18 protein-coding genes and 1 riboswitch are annotated in these 20947 nt (G+C 69.9%); of the genes, 12 read left to right on the top strand and 6 right to left on the bottom strand.

Annotated elements, in window-relative coordinates:
* Positions 1 to 354: 354 nt before the first annotated feature.
* Both ACWEVS_RS30825 and mgrA read left to right on the top strand, forming a co-directional pair.
* Positions 355 to 2424, top strand: coding sequence for a S9 family peptidase (locus ACWEVS_RS30825; protein ID WP_452554311.1), 2070 nt, complete (start codon positions 355 to 357; stop codon positions 2422 to 2424).
* Positions 2421 to 3416 (top strand): L-glyceraldehyde 3-phosphate reductase, encoded by a 996-nt coding sequence (gene mgrA / locus ACWEVS_RS30830; protein ID WP_449921464.1) that lies wholly within the window; start codon positions 2421 to 2423, stop codon positions 3414 to 3416. The genes ACWEVS_RS30825 and mgrA overlap by 4 nt, the downstream gene beginning before the upstream one ends.
* Positions 3417 to 3426: 10 nt before the next feature.
* On the opposite strand, the gene ACWEVS_RS30835 is transcribed toward mgrA, so the two are convergent.
* Positions 3427 to 5805 carry a flippase-like domain-containing protein gene (locus ACWEVS_RS30835; protein WP_449921466.1) on the bottom strand — a complete coding sequence of 793 codons (2379 nt, stop codon included), beginning with the start codon at positions 5803 to 5805 and terminating at the stop codon, positions 3427 to 3429.
* A 210-nt stretch (positions 5806 to 6015) separates the two neighbouring features.
* On the opposite strand from ACWEVS_RS30835, the gene ACWEVS_RS30840 reads away from it, so the two are divergent.
* The 4 genes from ACWEVS_RS30840 (at position 6016) to ACWEVS_RS30855 (ending at position 12704) form a co-directional block, all read left to right on the top strand.
* Positions 6016 to 7323 (top strand): M28 family metallopeptidase, encoded by a 1308-nt coding sequence (locus ACWEVS_RS30840; RefSeq protein ID WP_452554312.1) that lies wholly within the window; start codon positions 6016 to 6018, stop codon positions 7321 to 7323.
* Positions 7324 to 7428: 105 nt separating this feature from the next.
* Positions 7429 to 8961 carry a M28 family metallopeptidase gene (locus ACWEVS_RS30845; protein ID WP_452554313.1) on the top strand — a complete coding sequence of 511 codons (1533 nt, stop codon included), beginning with the start codon at positions 7429 to 7431 and terminating at the stop codon, positions 8959 to 8961.
* Between the two features lie 80 nt (positions 8962 to 9041).
* Positions 9042 to 10604 (top strand): M28 family metallopeptidase, encoded by a 1563-nt coding sequence (locus ACWEVS_RS30850; RefSeq protein ID WP_452554314.1) that lies wholly within the window; start codon positions 9042 to 9044, stop codon positions 10602 to 10604.
* A 51-nt stretch (positions 10605 to 10655) separates the two neighbouring features.
* Complete coding sequence (locus ACWEVS_RS30855) at positions 10656 to 12704, top strand: molybdopterin-containing oxidoreductase family protein (RefSeq protein ID WP_452554315.1); 2049 nt, start codon at positions 10656 to 10658, stop codon at positions 12702 to 12704.
* On the opposite strand, the gene ACWEVS_RS30860 is transcribed toward ACWEVS_RS30855, so the two are convergent.
* Positions 12672 to 13595 carry an N-acetyltransferase family protein gene (locus ACWEVS_RS30860; protein WP_449921479.1) on the bottom strand — a complete coding sequence of 308 codons (924 nt, stop codon included), beginning with the start codon at positions 13593 to 13595 and terminating at the stop codon, positions 12672 to 12674. The genes ACWEVS_RS30855 and ACWEVS_RS30860 overlap by 33 nt on opposite strands.
* An 87-nt stretch (positions 13596 to 13682) precedes the next feature.
* On the opposite strand from ACWEVS_RS30860, the gene ACWEVS_RS30865 reads away from it, so the two are divergent.
* On the top strand, positions 13683 to 14126 hold the full coding sequence (locus ACWEVS_RS30865; RefSeq protein WP_452554316.1) for a hypothetical protein: 444 nt from the start codon (positions 13683 to 13685) through the stop codon (positions 14124 to 14126).
* Positions 14127 to 14196: 70 nt separating this feature from the next.
* On the opposite strand, the gene ACWEVS_RS30870 is transcribed toward ACWEVS_RS30865, so the two are convergent.
* From ACWEVS_RS30870 to ACWEVS_RS30880, 3 genes are all read right to left on the bottom strand, one after another.
* Positions 14197 to 14583 (bottom strand): VOC family protein, encoded by a 387-nt coding sequence (locus tag ACWEVS_RS30870; protein WP_452554317.1) that lies wholly within the window; start codon positions 14581 to 14583, stop codon positions 14197 to 14199.
* A 9-nt stretch (positions 14584 to 14592) separates the two neighbouring features.
* Positions 14593 to 14916: a DMT family transporter gene (locus tag ACWEVS_RS30875; RefSeq protein ID WP_354920028.1), complete on the bottom strand. Its 324-nt coding sequence runs from the start codon at positions 14914 to 14916 to the stop codon at positions 14593 to 14595.
* A gap of 24 nt (positions 14917 to 14940) precedes the next feature.
* Positions 14941 to 15001, bottom strand: a riboswitch (guanidine-III (ykkC-III) riboswitch).
* 10 nt (positions 15002 to 15011) lie between these two features.
* Positions 15012 to 15818 (bottom strand): class I SAM-dependent methyltransferase, encoded by an 807-nt coding sequence (locus tag ACWEVS_RS30880; protein ID WP_452554318.1) that lies wholly within the window; start codon positions 15816 to 15818, stop codon positions 15012 to 15014.
* A 99-nt stretch (positions 15819 to 15917) separates the two neighbouring features.
* Between ACWEVS_RS30880 and ACWEVS_RS30885 the strand changes: the two genes are divergently transcribed.
* The 5 genes from ACWEVS_RS30885 to ACWEVS_RS30905 all read left to right on the top strand — a co-directional run bounded on the left by ACWEVS_RS30885 (position 15918) and on the right by ACWEVS_RS30905 (position 20615).
* A complete protein-coding gene (locus tag ACWEVS_RS30885; RefSeq protein ID WP_452554319.1) occupies positions 15918 to 17723 on the top strand; it encodes an acyl-CoA dehydrogenase in 1806 nt (601 codons plus the stop codon).
* Between the two features lie 74 nt (positions 17724 to 17797).
* Entirely contained in the window at positions 17798 to 18694 is an 897-nt protein-coding gene (locus tag ACWEVS_RS30890; RefSeq protein ID WP_452554320.1) for an MBL fold metallo-hydrolase, read from the top strand.
* A gap of 66 nt (positions 18695 to 18760) precedes the next feature.
* Positions 18761 to 18985 carry a hypothetical protein gene (locus tag ACWEVS_RS30895; RefSeq protein WP_354920016.1) on the top strand — a complete coding sequence of 75 codons (225 nt, stop codon included), beginning with the start codon at positions 18761 to 18763 and terminating at the stop codon, positions 18983 to 18985.
* 41 nt (positions 18986 to 19026) lie between these two features.
* Positions 19027 to 19530, top strand: coding sequence for an RNA polymerase sigma factor (locus ACWEVS_RS30900; RefSeq protein ID WP_449921491.1), 504 nt, complete (start codon positions 19027 to 19029; stop codon positions 19528 to 19530).
* Positions 19527 to 20615, top strand: coding sequence for a hypothetical protein (locus ACWEVS_RS30905; protein WP_452554321.1), 1089 nt, complete (start codon positions 19527 to 19529; stop codon positions 20613 to 20615). The genes ACWEVS_RS30900 and ACWEVS_RS30905 overlap by 4 nt, the downstream gene beginning before the upstream one ends.
* Here the strand turns inward: ACWEVS_RS30905 and ACWEVS_RS30910 are convergent.
* Positions 20612 to 20908: a Dabb family protein gene (locus tag ACWEVS_RS30910; protein WP_449921495.1), complete on the bottom strand. Its 297-nt coding sequence runs from the start codon at positions 20906 to 20908 to the stop codon at positions 20612 to 20614. The genes ACWEVS_RS30905 and ACWEVS_RS30910 overlap by 4 nt on opposite strands.
* Between the last annotated feature and the right edge of the window lie 39 nt (positions 20909 to 20947).

Below are 20947 nucleotides of genomic sequence, written 5' to 3' on the forward strand. Positions count from 1 at the left end.
TATTTTCATGCACTGGCTTTTAACACACTGTTGAGTTCTCAAGAAACGGACGCGTTCACCGTCAACCACCCGGCCGCACTCGCTTCGTTCGTTGTATCTTAATTTTACCGTTTCGTCCGACTTGCTGTCAAACCGGGCGAACCAGCTACAATCTCGACCACCCCGCTTCCGGGGCAACCCCTCTAACTTACCAGCCCTCCGACCGTTTCACAAACCGATCTTCAGAACCGCTGCGTCAGTGGGGTTTGCCGGCCCTGGCGGTCTTGCCACTAGGTGGTTGCGCCGCGCCGCGCCGACTCCTCAAGATTAGCAGCGCTCCCGACCACTCGAGACGCGAAACGTAGACTCGGCGAGGTGAGCAGCCACATCCCGCCTCTGGCGAAGAAGGTTCCGAGCGAGCGCACCCATCACGGCGACACCGTGATCGACGAATACGCGTGGCTCACCAATAAGGAAGACCCTGACACGATCGCCTATCTCCAGCAGGAGAACGACTATCTCAAGCAGGAGACCACCCACCTCGACGATCTCCAGGAGCAGGTCTTCCAGGAGATCAAGGGGCGCACGCAGGAGACCGATCTGTCGGTTCCCAGCCGCAAGGGCGCCTGGTGGTACTTCTCGCGCACCCAGGAGGGCAAGCAGTACGGCATCTCCTGCAGGGTGCCCGCCGACGGCGACACCCCTCCGGAGGTCACCACCGACGCCACGCTCCCCGGCGAGCAGGTCCTGCTGGACGGCAACGAGCTGGCGGGCGACAACGACTTCTTCTCGATCGGCACCAGCGCCGTCACTCCGGACGGCAAGCTCCTCGCCTACTCCACCGACTACAAGGGCGACGAGCGGTTCACGCTGACATTCAAGGACCTGGAGACGGGTGAGAAGCTCGCCGACGAGATCAGCGGCGTCTTCTACGGCGGCGCCTGGTCGGCCGACGGCACCACGTTCTTCTACACCAGGGTGGACGACGCCTGGCGCCCCTACCAGGTCCACCGCCACGTCCTCGGCACCGACGCCGCCGACGACGTGCTGGTCTACGAGGAGTCCGACGAGCGCTTCTGGGTCGGCATCGGCCTGACGCGCAGCGAGAAGTACCTCGTCCTGGGCGCCGGCAGCAAGATCACCAGCGAGGTCCGGATCCTCGACGCCGAGGACCCGACCGGCGAGTTCAGGGTCGTGCGCCCACGCGTCACGGGCGTCGAGTACGGCGTCGAGCACGCCGGCGACCGCTTCTTCGTCCTCCACAACGAGCACGCGGAGAACTTCGAGCTCGCCACCGCGCCGCTCGACGACCCCGGGTCGTGGACGCCGCTCATCCCGCACCGCGAGGACACCCGCCTGCTGGAGATCGACGCGTTCGCCACCCACGCCGTCGTCCACTTCCGCCGCAGCGGCCTGACCGGCATCCGCGTCCTGCCCTACCCCCTGGAGGGCGGGCAGAGCGAGCCCTACGAGATCGAGTTCCCCGAGCCCCTCTACGACGTGGCGCCCGCGGGCAACCCCGAGTTCGCCACCGAACGGCTGCGCCTCGGCTACACCAGCATGGTGACCCCGCCGAGCGTCTACGACTACGACCTCGAGACGCGGCGGCTCATCCTCCTCAAGCAGCGCCCCGTGCTCGGCGGCTACGACCCCTCCGACTACGAGCAGTTCAGGGAGTGGGCGACCGCGGACGACGGCACCAAGGTGCCGATCTCGATCGTGAAGCGGAAGGACGCCGCCAGGCCCGCCCCCACCCTCCTGTACGGCTACGGCAGCTACGAGACCTCGATGGACCCGAGCTTCTCCGTCGCCAGGCTCAGCCTCCTCGACCGCGGTTTCGCCTTCGCGATCGCGCACGTGAGGGGTGGCGGCGAGATGGGCCGCCGGTGGTACGAGGAGGGCAAGCTCACCAGGAAGAAGAACACCTTCACCGACTTCGTGGCCGCCGCGCGGCACCTCAAGGCGTCCGGCTGGAGCGAGCGGATCGTCGCCAGGGGCGGTTCGGCGGGTGGCCTGCTGATGGGCGCGGTGGCCAACCTGGCCCCGGAGGAGTTCGCCGGCGTGGTGGCCGAGGTGCCGTTCGTCGACGCGCTCAACACCATCCTCGACCCGTCGCTGCCGCTGACCGTCATCGAGTGGGACGAGTGGGGCGACCCGCTGCACAACGCCGACGTCTACGCCTACATGAAGGAGTACTCCCCCTACGAGAACGTCGCGGCGACGACCTACCCGCCGATCCTGGCGATCACCAGCCTGAACGACACCAGGGTGCTCTACCACGAGCCCGCCAAGTGGATCGCGCGGCTGCGGGCGACCGCGCAGGGCGGGCCGTTCCTGCTGAAGACGGAGATGGGCGCGGGTCACGGCGGCCGCAGCGGTCGCTACGACGCGTGGAAGGAGGAGGCGTTCGCGCTGTCCTGGATCATCGAGAGGGGAACCCGGTGAGCTACGCGGCGGCCGATGACCGCTACGAGAAGATGCCCTACGTCCGCAGCGGCCGGAGCGGGCTCAGGCTGCCCCAGGTCTCGCTCGGCCTGTGGCACAACTTCGGCGACGACCGGCCGATCGAGATCTCGCGTGCCATCCTGCGCAGCGCCTTCGACCGCGGGGTGACCCACTTCGACCTGGCCAACAACTACGGCGTGCCGTACGGCTCGGCGGAGCGCAACTTCGGTGCCGTCTTCGCCCAGGACTTCCGCTCCTACCGCGACGAGCTGGTCATCTCGACCAAGGCCGGCTACGACATGTGGCCGGGCCCCTACGGGGAGTGGGGATCGCGCAAGTACGTGCTGGCCAGTCTCGACCAGTCGCTGCGGCGGATGGGCCTGGAGTACGTCGACATCTTCTACAGCCACCGTCCCGATCCGGAGACGCCGCTGGAGGAGACGATGGGCGCGTTGGACACAGCGGTGCGCTCGGGCAGGGCGCTGTACGCGGGCATCTCCAACTACTCGGCCGAGCAGACCACGCAGGCGGCGCGGATCATGCGGGAGCTGGGCACGCCGCTGCTGATCCACCAGCCGTCGTACTCGATGATCAACAGGTGGATCGAGGACGGGCTGCTGGACACGCTGGAGGACGAGGGGATCGGCTGCATCGTCTACTCCCCGCTGGCCCAGGGGCTGCTGACCGACCGCTACCTGGAGGGCGTGCCGGCCGGTTCGCGGGCGGCGACGAGCAGGTTCCTGTCGGCGGACCGGATCGACCGCGAGCTGGCGCGCGACCTCAACGAGATCGCGAGCGCGCGCGGCCAGTCGCTGGCGCAGATGGCGCTGTCGTGGGTGCTGAGGGACCCGCGGGTGACCAGCGTGCTGATCGGGGCGAGCAGCGTGGGCCAGCTGGAGGCCAACCTGGCGGCGGTGGACGGGCCGGCGTTCACGGAGGACGAGCTCGAGCAGATCGACAAGATCACGGGCTTCGCCTCGACCGCGTCGTGACGACCCCCGATCACAGAGCCTCGTGCCGCTGGAGGTAGGTGAAGGCGGCCCAGCCGGGTAGCACCGGCAGCCAGAAGGTGAGCAGCCGGTAGAGGAGCACCGCGGAGGTCGCGTACTCCGCGGGCACTCCGGCCACCGTCAGGCCGACGGCGAGCGACGCCTCGACCGCGCCCAGACCGCCAGGGGTGGGCGCGGCCGAGCCGATCGCGTTGGCGGTGAGGTACACGACGGCGACGGTGGTGAAACTGGTGTCGCCGCCGAAGGCGCGCACGCAGCCGTAGAGGCAGACCACGAACGCCAGCGACAGGCAGATGATGCCGCCGAACCCTTCGGTGATCTTGCGGGGTGACTGGAGGACGTCGAGCAGGCGCGGCACGACGTTGGCGAACAGCGAGCGCAGCCGCTTGGTGATGATCCTGCGCAGGGGCGGCACGCCGAGCACGACCACCATGAGGACGGCGACGGCGAGCACGACGGCGAGCAGCCCCCGCGAGGGTGTGAACGACGTGGTCGCGCTCGACCCGGTGATGTAGGCGAACAGCAGCAGCAGCCCGATGTGGCTGGCCAGGCCGATGACCTGGGAGGCGCCGATGCTGGCGACCGCCAGCGCCGGCGGCACCCCGCGCTTCTGCAGGTAGCGCGTGTTGATCGCGACGCCGCCCACCGCGGGCGGGGTGACCAGCTTGACGAAGGACGAGGCGAACTGCACGAGCACGGTACGGCCGAGCGGCAGCGGCTCGGGCACGAACCCTCTGATCATGAGCGCGGCGGCGACGAAGCTGAGCCCGGCGGCGGCGAACGCGAGGACGCCCCACTCCCACTTGGCCGTGGTGATGACCTGGAGCAGGTTGACCTTGCTGAGCTGCGAGAGCAGGAAGTAGGCGGCCAGGGTGCTGGCGATGATGGTGACGAGGGTGCGCGGCCGGAACCGCTCCAGCCGTACTTCTTCGACCTCGGCCTGCGGCGTCAGCGCCTCGATCTGCTCCCTGATGGCCGGCAGCAGCTCCTTCTGCTTGTTCAGGGCGGCCCTGGTCGGCCTGGTCAGCGCGATGCGCTGGAGCAGGGGGAGCGCGCTGACGAGCGCGTCGTTGCCGAGCACGGAGGCGGCGGCCTTGACCGAGCGTTCGGGCCCGACGCGGAGCGCGAGGTAGGTCAGCAGCTGCGCGATGTCGATGCGGAGCAGCAGGTCGCCCGCCGCGACCTCGCCGCTGCGCGGGTCGGTGAGGACGACGCGGCCGTCGCGGTCGAGGTGGATGCTGTCGCCGGTGAGCCGCCGGTGGGCCAGGCGCTGCATGCGGAGCAGCAGCACCTGCTCCCAGATCTGGGCCAGCAGGTCGTCGTCGAGCTCGCTGTCCTTGACGTCGTCGAGGGGGCGGGTCTCCAGGTGCTCGTAGGCGAGGAGGGCGGCCTCGGTGCCGATCTCGCTGGTGCCGAGCAGGCGCGGGGTGTTGGCGCCCGCCGCCTGGGTCGCGTAGGCCATGAGCGCCTCGCGTTCGAGCTCGGCGCGGAGCGAGCGGATGGCCCGGCGCCTGGTCTCGGAGTGGAGCCTGATGCGCCGCCACAGCCGGTACGGCAGGCCGGCCACCTGGCGGTCGCGGTCGAGCACGGTGACGTCGAGGCTGGTGCCGTCGGACAGGCCGACGGCGTAGCGGCGGCTGCCCTGGTGGTCGTCGTCGATCCGCCTGGCGGAGACGGGCGAGAAGGACAGCTTGCGTAGCGCGGAGATGACGGCGTTGCCCGGCGGGCGGGTGTTGGGGCTGCCGACGCCGTAGAGGGTGCCGTAGCCGACGGCCATGCCGAACAGGACGGTCACGATGGCGCTCGGCAGCGTGATCTGCTTGCCGGTGAACAACGCGAAGATCGACAGCGCGGTCACCGTCCACATGAGCGCCCGCCACGTGGGACGTCTGGAGATGCGGACGGCGGTGGCGTAGGCGATCACGGAGCTGAGCAGCGCGTTGAGCGGTTCGAGGTCGCGGCCGCCGGTCAGCAGGGTCGCCAGGTCGCCGGGGCCGTTGGTGACCAGCCACTGGCCGATCAGGTAGGAGCCGGCCATGCCGATGATGGCGGCGATCAGGCCTTCGGCGACGCGCAGGCCGTCACGGTGGAAGACCCGTTCGACGGCGAACGCGGCGGGCACGACCAGGACGGCCGCGCCGCTCAGGAAGGTGGCGATACGGGTCAGGAGGGCGGGCGCGCGGTCGGTGCCCTGGGTGACGTCCTGTTCGAGGCCGATGAGCGTCTGCTGGGCCACGAGCATGAGCAGGATGACCGCGGTGAGCGCGAGCAGGGTGGCCAGGAAGCGGAGCGCGTCGGACGGGCGGCGCAGCCGCTGCGGCAGCAGTGGTTCGACGACGAACACGGCCGGTTCGTCGCGCGCCTCAGACACGACTGGACGCTCCTTCGCGGAGTCCGCCGATTTCTCGCTTTCCCTGATGTCTGCCACCGACAGCGATTCTGCACCTTTCCCGGGTGACCGTGCGATCTCCAGCTTCCAGTGTCCGTCCACCCCACCGCGGCCACTGCCCCGGGTAACGTCTCTACCAGCAACGACGTGCCTTGCCATACCCGGTGGTGAAAGCTTGCCACTCTGTGCGGCATGATCACCCATTTGCTCGTCGCCTTCGCCGTGGCCCTGCCCGGCGCCCCTCTCGCCGAAGATGTACAGATCGCCAACATTCTCGGCCATCTGCGAGCATTCCAGGCAATCGCCGACGCCCACGGCGGTAACAGAGCGGCGGGAACTCCAGGCTATGACGCTTCGGCCGACTATGTGGTCGCGCGCCTGCGTGAGGCGGGATACGACGTCGAGCAGCAATTCTTTCAATTCGATCACTACCGGGAACTGTTCCCGGCCCGGCTGGTGGCGGACGGAAAGGATGTCGGAAAGATCACAACGCTGTCCTTTTCGGCGAGTGGCGACGTCACCGGACGCCCCCAACCGGCGGGAACGGGCTGCCTGAACGCCGACTTCACCGATTTCCCATCGGGCGGGGTCGCGGTGGTCGACAGGGGTGGCTGCACGTTCGCCGCCAAGGCGGCCAACGCCACGGCGGCGGGCGCGGGCGCGCTGGTGGTCGTCAACCAGGGTGGCACGTTCGCCGGCAGCACGGGTGCTCCTCAGCGCATTCCCGTGGTGGGCGTCGACGCGACGACCGGCATGGAGGTGGCGGACGCCCGGCAGCTGCGGGTGGCGACCAGCACCGACACCACGCGGCAGATCACGAGCAACGTGATCGCGCAGACGAAGGGCGGCGCGTCCGACGACGTGGTGATGGTCGGCGCCCATCTCGACTCGGTACGGCAGGGCCCCGGCATCAACGACAACGGCTCGGGCAGCGCGGCCGTCCTGGAGGTCGCCCTGAAGATGGCCGCCTACCAGCCCGAGCGGGCGGTCCGCTTCGCCTGGTGGGGCGCCGAGGAGCTGGGACTGCTCGGATCGACGTACTACGTGAGCTCCCTCTCACCGGAGGAGCGCGAGAAAATCACGATGTACCTGAACTTCGACATGATCGCCTCTCCCAACCACACGTTCGGGATCTACGACGGCGACGACTCCGACGGGGTGGGCGAGGGCCCGGGACCGGAGGGGTCGGCCGAGATCGAGCAGGAGTTCGTGCGGTTCTTCGCGGAGCGCGGCCTGCCGTACAAGGGGACCGACTTCAGCGGGCGCTCGGACTACGGGCCGTTCGTCGGCGTCGGAATACCGGCGGGCGGGCTGTTCACCGGCGCCGAGACGGAGAAGACCGAGCGGGAGGCGAAGCTGTTCGGCGGGCAGGCGGGTGCCCCGATGGACACGTGCTACCACCAGGCCTGCGACACCACGCAGAACATCGACGCGCACGCGCTGGACGTGTCCGCCGACGCGATGGCGACGGTGATCACCGAGTTGGCCTGGCGTCGATAACGAAATGCATTCGGGATCTTTCCGATAAAGGGTCGCCAATATACCTTTCCGAGCATGCACTTAGCCGTCGAGGACAAGCATTTTCATTCTCCGAGGAGAGCACGTATGCGTTCCCGTCTGGGCAAGGGCCTGCTGGCCGCGGTTCTCGTCGCACCTCTGACGCTCACCGGCACCGCCCACGCGGACGCGCCCGCCAACACGGTGCGCAAGCTCGTGAACGCGGTCAAGGGCGAGAATGTCAAGCGCCATCTACAGGTGCTCGACCTCATCGGAAAGGCCAATGGCAACACCCGCGTGGACGGCACGCGCGGCTACGAACTGTCTCGCGACTACGTGGCCACCCTGCTGCGGCTCGCGGGCTACAAGGTGACGGTCCAGCCGTTCGAGTTCGAGTTCGAGGGCTACAAGACGCCGCCGGTCCTGCAGCGGACCGCTCCAGAGCCGAAGTCGTTCGCCCACGTGACGGAGTTCACCGAGGTGGACGCGAGCGCCGCCGGTACGGTCACCGCCCCGGTGCAGCCGGTCGACGTCGTGCTGCCGCCGCCGGCGACCCCCGGCTCGACCTCGGGGTGCGAGGCGAGCGACTTCGCGAACTTCACCAGGGGCAACATCGCCCTCGTTCAGCGCGGCACCTGCAACTTCGCCGACAAGGTGGCCAACGCCGTCGCCGCGGGCGCCTCCGCGGTGATCATCTTCAACGAGGGTCAGCCCGGCCGGACGACGGCCCGGGTGAACCCGGGCATCGGCGAGAACGTTCCGGTGCCCGTCTTCTTCACCAGCTTCGCGGTCGGCGACGAGCTGGCCGCCAAGCCGGGCACCACGGTGAAGGTGTCGTTCGACAAGCTGGTCGAGACGCGGACCACCTACAACGTGATCGCCGAGTCCCGGTGGGGCGACGGCGGCAACGTCGTGATGGCAGGCGCGCACCTCGACTCGGTCCAGCCGGGCCCCGGCATCAACGACAACGGCTCGGGCGCCGGCGGCGTACTGGAGGTGGCGCTGCGGCTGGCCGCGCACCGGCCGGCCAACAAGGTCCGCTTCGGCTTCTGGGGCGGCGAGGAGTTCGGGCTGCTCGGGTCCAACCACTACGTGGCCAACCTGACCGAGCAGGAGAAGGCGGACATCGCCCTCTACCTCAACTTCGACATGATCGCCTCGCCGAACTTCACCTACGGCGTGTACGACGGCGACGGCGACGCCTTCGGCGTGCCGGGACCCGAGGGCTCGGCGCAGGTCGAGAAGGCCTTCCAGGACTTCTACACCGCGCGTGGCCTGCGGTCCAAGCCGAGCGAGTTCGACGGCAGGTCCGACTACAAGGCCTTCATCGACGCGGGCATCCCCGGCGGCGGCCTGTTCACCGGCGCGGAGAAGGTCAAGACCGCGGAGGAGGTCGCGATCTGGGGCGGCACCGCGGGGATCGAGTACGACCCCTGCTACCACGCCCCCTGCGACACCATCAAGAACATCGACGACACCGCGCTCGACGTCAACTCCGACGCGATCGCCACGCTGGTCGGCACCTACGCCTTCGACGCGAGCGCCGTCAACGGCCTCAGGGCGGCGGGCCCCCGCACGACCGCGGGCGTGGCCCGCGCCACCGGCGACGGCCACGACCACGACAAGGTCGAGCTGAGCTAGATCCCACCGGCGGCCCGTCGACAGCTCGGCGGGCCGCCGCTCGTGTGCTCTCGGGGGACCAACCGTCATCGAGGAGTCTCATGAGTCATCGCCGGAAGAAGGGCCTGCTCAGCGCCGCGCTGGCCACGGCCATCCTCATCACGCCTCTGGCAGCCTCGGGAACGGCGCACGCCGACCCGAACAACAACTCGGTCCGCAAGCTCGTCAAGGCCGTGGACGGCCGGAACGTCAAGAAGCACCTCAAGGTGCTCGACCTGATCGCCAAAGCCAACGGCAACACCCGCGTGGACGGCACGCGGGGCTTCGAGTTGTCGCGTGACTACGTGTCCGCCCTGCTGCGGCTGGCCGGATACCAGGTCTCGACGCAGAAGTTCACCTTCGAGAACGAGGAGTTCAAGACCAAGCCGGTCTTCGAGCGCAAGTCACCGAACCCGAAGGTCTACGCGCTCGGCCTCGACTGGATCCCGTCGGGCCACACCGCCGAGGGCAGCTTCACCGCCAAGATCCAGCCTGTCGACGTGCAGATCCCACCGGGGCCGGCGCCCAGCTCCTCCACCTCGGGGTGCGAGCCGGCCGACTTCGCCGGGTTCACCGCGGGCGACTTCGCGCTGATCCAGCGCGGCACCTGCAGTTTCGCGATCAAGGTGGCCAACGCCAAGGCCGCGGGCGCCACCGGCGTCGTGCTGTTCAACGAGGGGCAGCCGGGCCGTACCGAGGCCGACGTCAACCCCGACCTGGGCGGCCGGCAGGACATCCCGGTGCTGTTCACCAGCTTCTGGGAGGGCAGGGACCTGGCGGCCACGCCCGGCGCGGAGGTCGGCTTCACCTTCTCGTGGGAGACGGAGGTCAAGACCTACGAGTCGTACAACGTGCTGGCCGAGTCGCGGCACGGCCGCGCGGACAAGGTCGTGATGGTCGGCGGTCACCTCGACTCGGTCGAGGACGGCCCCGGCATCAACGACAACGGCTCGGGTGCCGGAGCGATCCTGGAGGTGGCGCTCCGGATGGCCAAGGCGAAGCCGGAGAACAAGGTCCGCTTCGCCTTCTGGGGCGGCGAGGAGTTCGGCCTGCTCGGCGCCGAGCACTACGTGGCGAACCTGACCGAGCAGGAGAAGGCGAACATCGCCCTCTACCTGAACTTCGACATGATCGCCTCGCCGAACTTCGTCTACCACGTCTACGACGGCGACGACTCCGACGGTGTGGGCGCGGGCCCTGGCCCCGAGGGCTCGGCGCAGATCGAGAAGTACTTCGAGCAGTTCTACGCCGGGCGCGATCTCGCCTTCAAGGGCACCGACTTCGACGGCCGCTCCGACTACGGGCCGTTCATCGCGGTCGGGATCCCCGCCGGCGGCCTGTTCACGGGGGCGGAGAAGCGCAAGACGCCCGAGGAGGTCGCCCTGTGGGGCGGTACGGCGGGCGAGCGCTACGACCGGTGCTACCACCAGGCCTGCGACACCATCAAGAACATCAGCGACACGGCGCTCGACGTCAACGCCGACGCCATCGCCACGGTCGTGGGCTCCTACGCCTTCGACTCCTCGTTGACCAACGGGCCGCACACGCCCGCCGTCACCTCCAAGGCCACCACCTCTCACGGCAAGGGCGCGCACGGGCTCGACGCGCCCAAGGCGCTGAGCTGACGCTGCCGGGCGCAGCGTCCCGGTGGGGGCGCTGCGCCTACACTCGATGCCATGTCGGCCAAGTCGGGAAAGTCGGGGACGTCGGGAAAGTCGGGGGAGCTGCGGGTTCTGGGGGCGTGTCCGCTTGACTGCCCCGACACGTGCTCCTGGGTCGTGACCGTCCAGGACGGCCAGGCCGTCAAAATGCGCGGCAATCCCGACCAGCCGTACACCCGGGGCGCCCTGTGCGTGAAGGTCAACCGGTACCTCGAACACACCAGGGCCGACGACAGGATCCTGTATCCGCTGCGCCGTACGGGGCCGAAGGGCTCGGGCCGGTTCGAGCGGATCACCTGGGACGAGGCGCTCGACGAGATCGCCACCAGGCTGCGCGCGATCATGGACGAGCACGGCGGCGAGGCGATCTGGCCCTACCTCGGCACCGGCTCGCTCGGCTACCTGCAGGGCTGCGAGGGCGTGGCGGGACGCAGGTTCTGGAACGTGCTCGGCGCGGGCAAGCACTCCCTCAACATCTGCTCGGTCGCCGGGAGCCTCGGCCTGGCGCGCACCCAGGGCACCGCGGGCGGCATGGACCCGGAGAACTTCGCCCAGGCCAGGCTGATCATCCTCTGGGGCACCAACACCCTGACGAGCGGCCACCACCTGTGGAAGTTCATCCAGGACGGCCGGGCGGCCGGCGCCTACGTGGTGGCGATCGACCCGATCCGCACCAGGACTGCCGACCAGGCCGACGAGCACCTGGCGATCAGGCCGGGCACGGACGCGGCGCTGGCGCTCGGGCTGCTCAACGTCGTGCTGGCGGAGAACGCCCAGGACGAGGAGTACCTGGCGCAGCACACCGAGGGCTGGGCGGAGTTCCGGGCGGAGATCGAGGAGTGGCCGGTCGAGCGGGCCGCCGAGGTCACCGGGATCCCGGCCGAGGCCGTCCACAGCCTGGGGATACGGCTGGCGCGCACCCGCCCGACCGCGATCCGCGCCACCATGGGCATCCAGCGGCACGAGGGCGGCGGCACGGCGATGCGGACGATCGCCGCCATCCCCGGCGTCACGGGCGACTGGCGCCACCCGGGCGGCGGCGTCGCCTACTCCACCACCGGCCACGTCCGCCTGAACATCGACCGCCGCTTCGACCTGCTGGCCGGTCCGGTCAGGACCAGGTTCATGACCCGCCTGGCCGCCGACCTCGACGACGTGAAGTGCCTGTGGGTCTACCTGGCCAACCCGGTGGCCTCCACCTCCGACTCCAACAGGATCAGGCGCAAGCTGCTGCGGGAGGACCTGTTCACGGTCGTCATGGAGCAGTTCCCCACCGACACGGTGGACTACGCCGACATCGTGCTGCCGGCCACCATGCAGACCGAGCACATGGACCTGCACGCCGGCTACGGCCACATGTACCTGATGTGGAACGAGCCCGCCGTCGCGCCTGCGGGCGAGGCCCTGTCCACCACCGAGACCTTCCGCCGCCTGGCCGCCCACATGGGCATGACCGAGCCGTCGCTGTACGACTCCGACCTGGAGCTGGCCGCCGAGCTGCTGTCCAGCGGCCACCCGTCCCTCGACGGCATCACGCTCGACCGCCTGCGCAAGGAGGGCTGGGTGCGGATGAGCTACCCGACGCCCTTCGCGCCCTTCGCCGAGGGCTTCCCCACCCCGTCGGGCCGGCTGCGCTTCCCCCGGCGCGGCAAGGCCTACGTGCCCTCCCTCTCCGCCCGTGCCAATCCGGCGGGCGACAAGCTGACGCTGATCACGCCGGCCTCGCACACCTTCCTCAACACCACGTTCGGCAACAACCCCGAGCTGCTGCGCAGGGCCAAGGACCCCGTCGTGCTGGTCAACCCCGCCGACGCGCACGCCAGGGGCCTGTCCACGGGCCAGCGCGTCAGGGTGGTCAACCACAACGGCTACTTCCTGGCCGACGTGGAGGTCAGCGACCGCGTCGCCAAGGGCGTGGTGGCCAGCCCCAAGGGCAGGTGGCCCAAGCACACCATCGGCGGCTCGAACCCGAACGCCGTGGTGGACGAGCGCGACGCCGACATGGGCAGGGGCGCCGTCTACCACGACAACCTAGTCGAGCTGGAGCTTGAACCCCTCGTGTGACTGGGCGTAGCCGAGGGAACGGTAGAAGCGGTGCGCGTCCTCGCGCCGCTTGTCGGAGGTGAGCTGCACCATCGCGCAGCCGCGCGCCCTGCCTCTGGTGTGCGCCCACTCCATCATCTTGCGGCCCCAGCCCTGCCCGCGCAGCTGGGCGGCGATCCGCACCGCCTCGACCTGCAGGCGGGTGGCGCCGCGCCGGGAGATGCCGGGGATGTAGGTGAGCTGCATGGTGCCGACGACCTCCCCCTTCAGCTCCAGCACGATCAACTCGTTGTTGGGGTCGGCGTCGATGGCCTCGAAGGCGGCCCGGTGGTCGTCGCCGTACTCCCCCGTCCTGGCGGCGGAGATCGCGTCGTCGGTGATGAGCGCGACGATGACGGGCACGTCGGCGGCGCGCGCCGTACGGAAGACCAGGGAGAGCACGTAGTGCGACTCCATCAGGTCCGGGTTGGACGGCAGCGCCATGACCTTGCCCGAGGGGATGAAGCCCCTGCGCGTGTAGAGCGCGCGGGCCGCGGTGTTGGCGTCGACGGCCCACAGGCCGATCTCCTCGGCGTCGCGGGCGCGGGCCCAGGCGACGACCTCGTCGAGCAGGCGGTCCGCCTGCCCCTGGCCTCTCGCTTCGGGGGCGACCCACATCGACACCAGGTGCACGTGTCCGGGGTGCTCCTCGAAACCGCAGGCCAGCCCGGTGTCCTGGCCGTCGCGGGTGGCGACGAACCAGGCGGAGCCGGGGGCGGCAAGCCGCTCGGCCCACTTGTCCTCGGGGAAGGCGGATTCCTTGGCGTGGGTGGAGGCGAAGGCGTCGGGGGCGTCGGCCAGCGCCCGCAGCCTGATCGCCCTGAGCCGGTCGGTCTCGTCGGCGCCGAGACGCTCGATGCGGAGTTCCTGCATGCCCGAAATCATGGCAGGCCGGCCTCCGGGGACTCTCAGGGTGATTCCCCGATGTGAACAGGGGCCGCCGAACGGCACTCTGGCTACATGAACGAGCTCTCCCGACGCGAAGAACTGTCGTTGTCGGGCGCCGCGCTGCGTGGCGCCCCTTGGAAGGCCGCCGTCGTGGGCGGTGGCGTGGTGGCCGCCGCGAGCTACGGCATGGGCGTGATCCTGCCGGGCCCGGCCGACCTGCCGTGGGCCCTCGGGCTCGGCGTCAGCCTGTTCGCCCTGATCGCGGCCATCGGCGCGATCGCCAAGCCGGAGGAGGGCGACCGGGTCACCCGGCAGGCGCGCCACTGGTCGCTGCGCCACCCGTGGAAGTTCGCCCTGCTGCCCGCCGGCATCACGGCGGTCGCCACCTACCCGATCCAGCTGGTCATCGACGGCGAGGGCATCTTCGGCGCCGCCTGGGACGCGCTGTGGGGCGGCGCGCTGGTGTACCTCATCGCGGGCATCCTGACGCTGACCATGAAGGGCAGGGCGCGCTAGCCGTTCGACCCTTCGAGAGAGCGGCGCACGGTGCGTGGGCGGCGGCGCCGCCCACGCACCGCCGGCGGCCTCACGCCGACGCCGCGTCCTTCTCGGCCTGCGAGCGGCAGACGCAGAACTCGTTGCCCTCCGGGTCGAGCATGGTCACCCAGCCGGTGCCGTCAGGATTGCGGTGGTCCTGGTGGACCGTCGCGCCGAGACCCAGCAGGCGCTCGACCTCCTCGTCGCGCGAGCTGCCGTCGATGCCGTTGACGTCGAGGTGGACCCTGTTCTTCACCGTCTTGCCCTCGGGCACCTTGATGAACAGCACGAACGGGTCCTGTGGGGTGCGGATCGCGACCTCGTCGTCACCGGGCGCGCAGTCACCCCACAGCGGCAGGCCCGTGGCCTTGCTCCACCAGGTGGCGAGCTCGTACGGGTCCGCGGCGTCGATGGTCACGGCATGGATCTCAATCATGCGGCAAGGCTAGTGGCCGGCCCCGGCGAGGTTGAGACCGACGACCCCGACCAGGATGAGCGCGATCGAGCCCAGCTTGACCGCCGACACGTCGTCGCCCAACATCAGCATGCCGAGCGTGGCCGTACCGACGGCGCCGATGCCCGTCCACACCGCGTAGGCCGTACCGACCTCCAGGCTCTTGAGCGCGAAGGCGAGCGCGCCGAAGCTCAGCACGGCGAAGACGAGGAAGCTCACCGCCCACCACACGTGCGAGAAGCCGTCGCTCATCTTCAGCGAGTAGGCCATCGCGACCTCGAGCAGGCCGGCGGCGACGAGAATGACCCAAGCCATGCGAAGCACTCCTTCTGTCGTAGGGGTGCGTCGTCTTGGCTTTCCGGGTACGGCGCGTCTCGTCCGGGAGCGGGTCGCTCACTCATCCCAACGGCTCAGGTGGCGCGCCGATTCCACCAGAGCGTGACCCAGCGGTCGCGGGGCACCGGCCACATGCCCATCGACATGGCCGTCTCGGCCACCTCCTCCGCCCGCGAAGGCTCGAGGCAGGCCCGGTGGCAGACGCTGGCGGCCAGTTCCTCGATCGTGTCGAAGCGTTCGATGGGTGCCTCCCGCTCCTCCACCCGCACCTCGAAGCCGAGCGCGGCGGCCAGCGCCACCGCGTCCTCCGCGATGGGCCGGACCGGGCGCCTGATCCCGTGGAAGTGCTCCCACAGCGGGCTCATCCAGCTCATCGGATGGCGGTGCGGCAGCTCGACGACCACCCTGCGGGTGGCGTGGGCGTCGAGGGCGCGCAGGAACACCGCCAGGTCAGGAACGTTGTAGACGACGTGCGCGGCCACCGCGACGTCGGCCGTGCCGGCCTCCTCGGCGACCTGCGGCCACCTGCCCTCGACGGTCGTCACGCGGACGCCGGCCTTGTCCGCCCTGACGGTGAGCTCGCCGAGCATCGCGGCCGAGGTGTCAACGGCGATCAGCTCGCCGATCCTGCCGGCCAGCGGGAGGGAGGCGGCGCCAGGGCCCGAGCCCACGTCCAGCAGCGTCCCGCCCTCGGGCAGGGCCTCGGCCACCCGGTCCAGGGTCGGCCCGCCGGGCTCGGCCAGCGCGCGGTCGGTCCTGGCCGCGAAACGGGTGGGTGAGTGGCCCCAGGGGTCGACGGGCGCCTTCGCCAGGATTTCCGGCGGGATGGCCCATGACTCCAGGTTTCGCCGCCATCGTTCGTTCAGCGCCTCGGCATCCATGTGACGAGAGTATGTGCTTAGCGGAGGTTACCCATGGGTAGCATTGGGAGTAAGGTTACTCGCCAGTACTAACGCCCCCGGTTCAAGGAGACAGCGGCCATGGGCCACTACAAGAGCAACGTGCGGGACCTGGAGTTCAACCTCTTCGAGGTCTTCGGTCGCCGCGAAATCCTCGGTAACGGCCCGTTCTCGGAAGTGGACGAGGACGTCGCCCGCAGCATCCTCGACGAGGTCAACAGGCTCGCCACGGGCGTGCTGGCCGACTCCTTCGAAGAGGGTGACCGCACGCCTCCGGTCTTCGACCCGGCCGCCTCGACGGTGACCGTACCCGCCGGCGTGAAGAAGTCGTTCAAGGCGCTCATGGACGGCGGATGGGCGCACCTCGACCTGCCCGCCGAGCTCGGCGGGCCCGGCGTCCCCCGCTCGCTGGCGTGGTCGGCCGCCGAGATGATCCTGGGCGCCAACCCGGCCCTCTACATGTACGCCGCGGGCCCCAACTTCGCCTACACGCTGTGGAAGGTCGGCACCCCCGACCAGCAGCGGTTCGCCGAGCTGGCGATCGAGAACAACTGGGGCGCCACCATGGTGCTGACCGAGCCCGACGCGGGCTCCGACGTCGGCGCCGGGCGCGCCCGCGCCATCCAGCAGCCCGACGGCACCTGGCACATCGAAGGCGTCAAGCGCTTCATCACCAGCGCCGAGCACGACATGGCCGACAACATCTTCCACCTGGTGCTGGCCAGGCCCGAGGGCGCGGGCCCCGGCACCAAGGGCCTGTCGATGTTTCTGGTGCCCAAGTACCACGTGAACCTGGAGAACGGCGAGCTCGGCGAGCGCAACGGCGTCTACGTCACCAACGTCGAGAAGAAGATGGGCCTGAAGGTCTCCACGACCTGCGAGCTGACCTTCGGCGACAAGCACCCGGCGATCGGCACGCTGGTCGGCGACGTGCACGAGGGCATCAGGCAGATGTTCATGGTGATCGAGCACGCCCGGATGATGGTCGGCACCAAGGCCATCGCGACGCTGTCGACCGGTTACCTCAACGCGCTGGAGTACGCCAAGTCCCGTCTCCAGGGCGCCGACCTGACCCAGATGGCCGACAAGTCCGCGCCGCGCGTGACCATCACCCACCACCCCGACGTGCGCCGCGAGCTGATGCTGCAGAAGTCGTACGCCGAGGGCATGCGCGCGCTGGTCCTCTACACGGCCACCTTCCAGGACGCCCTGCTGGTCAACCCCGGCGACGAGCACGCCGAGGCGATGAACGACCTGCTGCTGCCCGTGGTCAAGGGCGTCGGCTCCGAGCGCTCCTATGAGCTGCTGTCGCGCTCGCTGCAGACGCTGGGCGGCTCGGGCTACCTGCAGGACTACCCGATCGAGCAGTACATCCGCGACGCGAAGATCGACTCCCTGTACGAGGGCACGACCGCGATCCAGGGCCTCGACCTGTTCTTCCGCAAGATCCTGCGCAACCAGGGCGCCGCGGTCGGCTCCCTCATGGCCGAGATCAACGCCTTCGCCGCCTCCGAGGCCGGCAACGGCAGGCTCAAGCAGGAGCGCAGGCTTCTCGCCCAGGCCGCCGCCGACGTCAAGGCCATGGGCGACACGTTGGCGGGCTGGGCGCTGGGCTCGCTGGAGGCGCAGCGCGAGATCTACAAGGTCGGGCTCAACACCACGCGCTTCCTGCTGTCGCTCGGCGACCTGATCATCGGCTGGCTGCTGCTGCGCCAGGCGGAGATCGCGCTGGCCCGGCTGGCCGAGGGCGAGGACCCGTTCTACAAGGGCAAGGTGGCGGGGGCGTCGTTCTTCGCGACGACCGTGCTGCCGCGCCTGGCCGCCGAGCGGGCCGTGCTGGAGAGCACCGGCCTCGACCTGATGGACCTGCCGGAAGAGGCGTTCTAGACCACCTGCTCCCGCGGCAGGTCCGGAAGGCCGTCCACCCCCGCGGTGGGCGGCCTTCCGTGTACCTTCACGACATGTCCCCACGTGTCGAAGAGGTGTCCGAGGGCGTCTACGCCTACATCCAGCCCGACGGGAGCTGGTGGATCAACAACACCGGGTTCCTGGCCGGACGCAGGGGCGTCATCTCCATCGACGCCTGCTCCACCGAGCGCCGCACCCGCGCCTACCGCGACGCCATCGCCCAGGTCTCCGACCGGCCGATCACCACGCTGGTCAACACCCACCACCACGGTGACCACACCTTCGGCAACCACCTGTTCCCTGAGGCGACGATCGTGGCGCACGAGCGGACCAGGGAGCGGATCCTCGCCGACGGGGTGCCCACCTACCTGGGCGCGTGGTCTCCCGACGTCGAATGGGGCACGCTCGATCCCGTGCCGCCGTTCCTCACCTACACCGACGGCGTCACCCTCTACTCCGACGAGCTGCGCTGCGAGGTCAGGCACGTCGGGTTCGCCGCGCACACCACCAACGACTCCTACGTGTGGATCCCGTCGCGCAAGGTGCTGTTCGCGGGCGACCTGGTCTTCAACGGCGGCACGCCGTTCGTGCTGATGGGCTCGGTGGACGGCGCGCTGGCCGCGCTCGACCAACTGGAGGCACTCGGCGCGGAGACGATCGTGCCGGGGCACGGCGACGTGTGCGGCCCCTCGGCGATCGACACGGTGCGCGGCTACCTGCGGTTCGTCCGGCAGACCGCCGAGGCGGGGATGGCGGCCGGGCTGTCGCCGCTGGAGCTGGCCCGGCAGACCGATCTCGGCGAGTACGGCGCGCTGGTCGACGGCGAGCGCATCGTCGGCAACCTGCACCGGGCCTACGCCGACGCCACCGGCGGCGACGTCGACCTGGCGGCCGCCGTCCTCGACATGATCGCCTTCAACGGCGGGCGACCGCTGACGTGTCACGCCTGAGGGTGTGATCTTCACCAGGAGGGTATGACCGTCTCCGTACGTGGTCTTTACCCTCCGGAGGTCGTCATGGGTGTCGGGGTCAGCATCTTCTTCCTCACGCTCGGCGCCATCCTCCGTTTCGCCATCGAGCCCGACGTGTTCGGCAGCGCCGTCCACATGGACAGGATCGGCGTCATCTTCATGATCGTCGGCGGGGTCGGCGTGGTGCTGAGCATCGTGCTGGCCCCGCGCCGCGGCCACACCTCCGAGGACCGGCTGATGCACCGGGAGAACAACCCGCCCGAAGTCTGAAATCGTCGGGAAGGACCGGCCCGCTGCGGGCAATCAAGGGTGTGATCACCGCTCCAGGCGTCTTCGAGGCCGTCTTCGACGCCCACTTCGAGGAGATCCGGCGCTACATCGGGCGCAGGCTCGACCTCGACGTGGCCGAGGACCTCGCCGCGGAGACCTTCCTCATCGCCTTCCGGCAGCGCGACCGCTTCGACTCCGCCCTCGGAGAGGTCAGGCCGTGGCTGTACGGCATCGCGACCAACCTCATCGGCCGCCATCGCCGCGCCGAGGTGCGCAGGTACCGCGCGATGGCCAGGTCAGGGCCGCCGCCCGACGACGAGGGGCACGACCAGCGGATCGTGGACAGGCTCACCGCCGACGTGCGGGCCGACCGGCTGGCGGGGGCGCTGGCGCGGCTGTCACCCGGTGAGCGTGACGTGGTGCTGCTCGTCGCGTACGGCGGGCTGACATACGACGAGGTGGCCACGGCGCTCAAGATCGCCACGGGGACGGTCGCCTCCCGGTTGAGCAGGGCCAGGACCAAGCTGCGTGAGGTGATGGGATGAACGAGTTCCAGGTCATCGACTCGGTGATGCCGGACGTACCGCCCGCCTCGCCCGAACAGCTCGCGGCGACACGGGACCGGGTCCTGTCCAGGCAGGCGCTCCCCCCGGCCGTCCAACCGCGGCGCGCGAGCGGCCGATGGGCGGGATGGTGGGCGTGGACGGGGACGGCGCTCGCGGCGGCGGCCGTCGTCCTCGTCGTCAGCGCGGTGGCGGCCCTGATCCCGCGGGCGGACGAGCAGCCGGCCGCGGTCCCCCCGCTGCGGAAGCTGGAGGTGGCGGCGGCCAGACTGGCGGCCACGCCGGAGGCGAAGGGCCGCTACTGGCGGCAGGACTCCGAACGGGTCGTCCGGCTGAAGGGGGACGGGTACCTCGTCGAGGAACGGGCCGTCGAGTCGCTCGCCTTCGGGCCCAGCCAGGAGGTCTACAGCTGGCACGAGCCGGTGTCGGCGAAGCCGTACGGGGAGGCGGCCAGGAAGGCCTGGAAGCGGGCGGGCTCGCCGAGGCTGTGTCCCGCGCGAGGATGTGACCCGAACCTGCCCGCCTACCCGACGACGGACCTGCGCCGGAGCCTGACCCTGGCCGACGGGCTGGAGCCGACGCTGACGGAGCTGCGGAACCTGCCCGACGAGCCCGGCGCCCTGCGGGCCAGGCTGCTGGAGAGCTACGACCCCGGCCGGACCCCCCGCCGCGAGGAGTGGCTGGAGCGGGCGGCCTTCTCCCTCGTCACGCGCGTCCCTGCCACACCCGCCACGAGGGCCGCGGCCTACCTCCTGCTGGCGAAGGTGCCGGGGGTGACGGTGCTCGACCGGGTGCCGGGCGACTTCGGGCTGCGCGGCATCGCCCTGCAGTCCCTCAACGGGACGCAGGCGGTGATCGACCCCGCGACCGGGGAATTGCTCGGAACGCAGCAGCTGCCTCCCGCGCAGGCGCAGGCGACGATCGACCCGCTGACGGGGAAGGTGCTCAGCGTGTCGCGGCCGCCCGACGGGGTTCCGTATGCGGCGACCATCGTCACGAAGGCGGGGTGGACCGACGTGCGGCCGGTGCCGCCCCCCGGCTGCCGCAAGTGCTCCGCGCGGCTCTAGACCTCGAACTGGATGGCGGTGCGAGCCTTCCTGATCGGGACGATGTGCTCGTTGATGACGGCGTGGTGCTGCGGGTGGTCGCGGTAGACCTCGAAGTCGGCGACCGAGTCGAACTCGGCGACGATGCCGAAGTCGGCGTTGCCCGCGCCGGCGAGGCCGAGGTCGCTGCCGAGCTCGTAGCGGCGCAGCTCGGGGATCACGGCGGGCAGGGCGGCCAGGCCCTTCTCGACGGCGGCCTTCTGCTCCTCGGTGGCGGCGTCGGTCCAGGTCAACAGCACGATGTGACGGATCATGGCTTCAGCCTAGCCGTGGGGCGGGCGCCGGTGACCGGC

The organism is Nonomuraea sp. NPDC003754 (assembly GCF_053605785.1).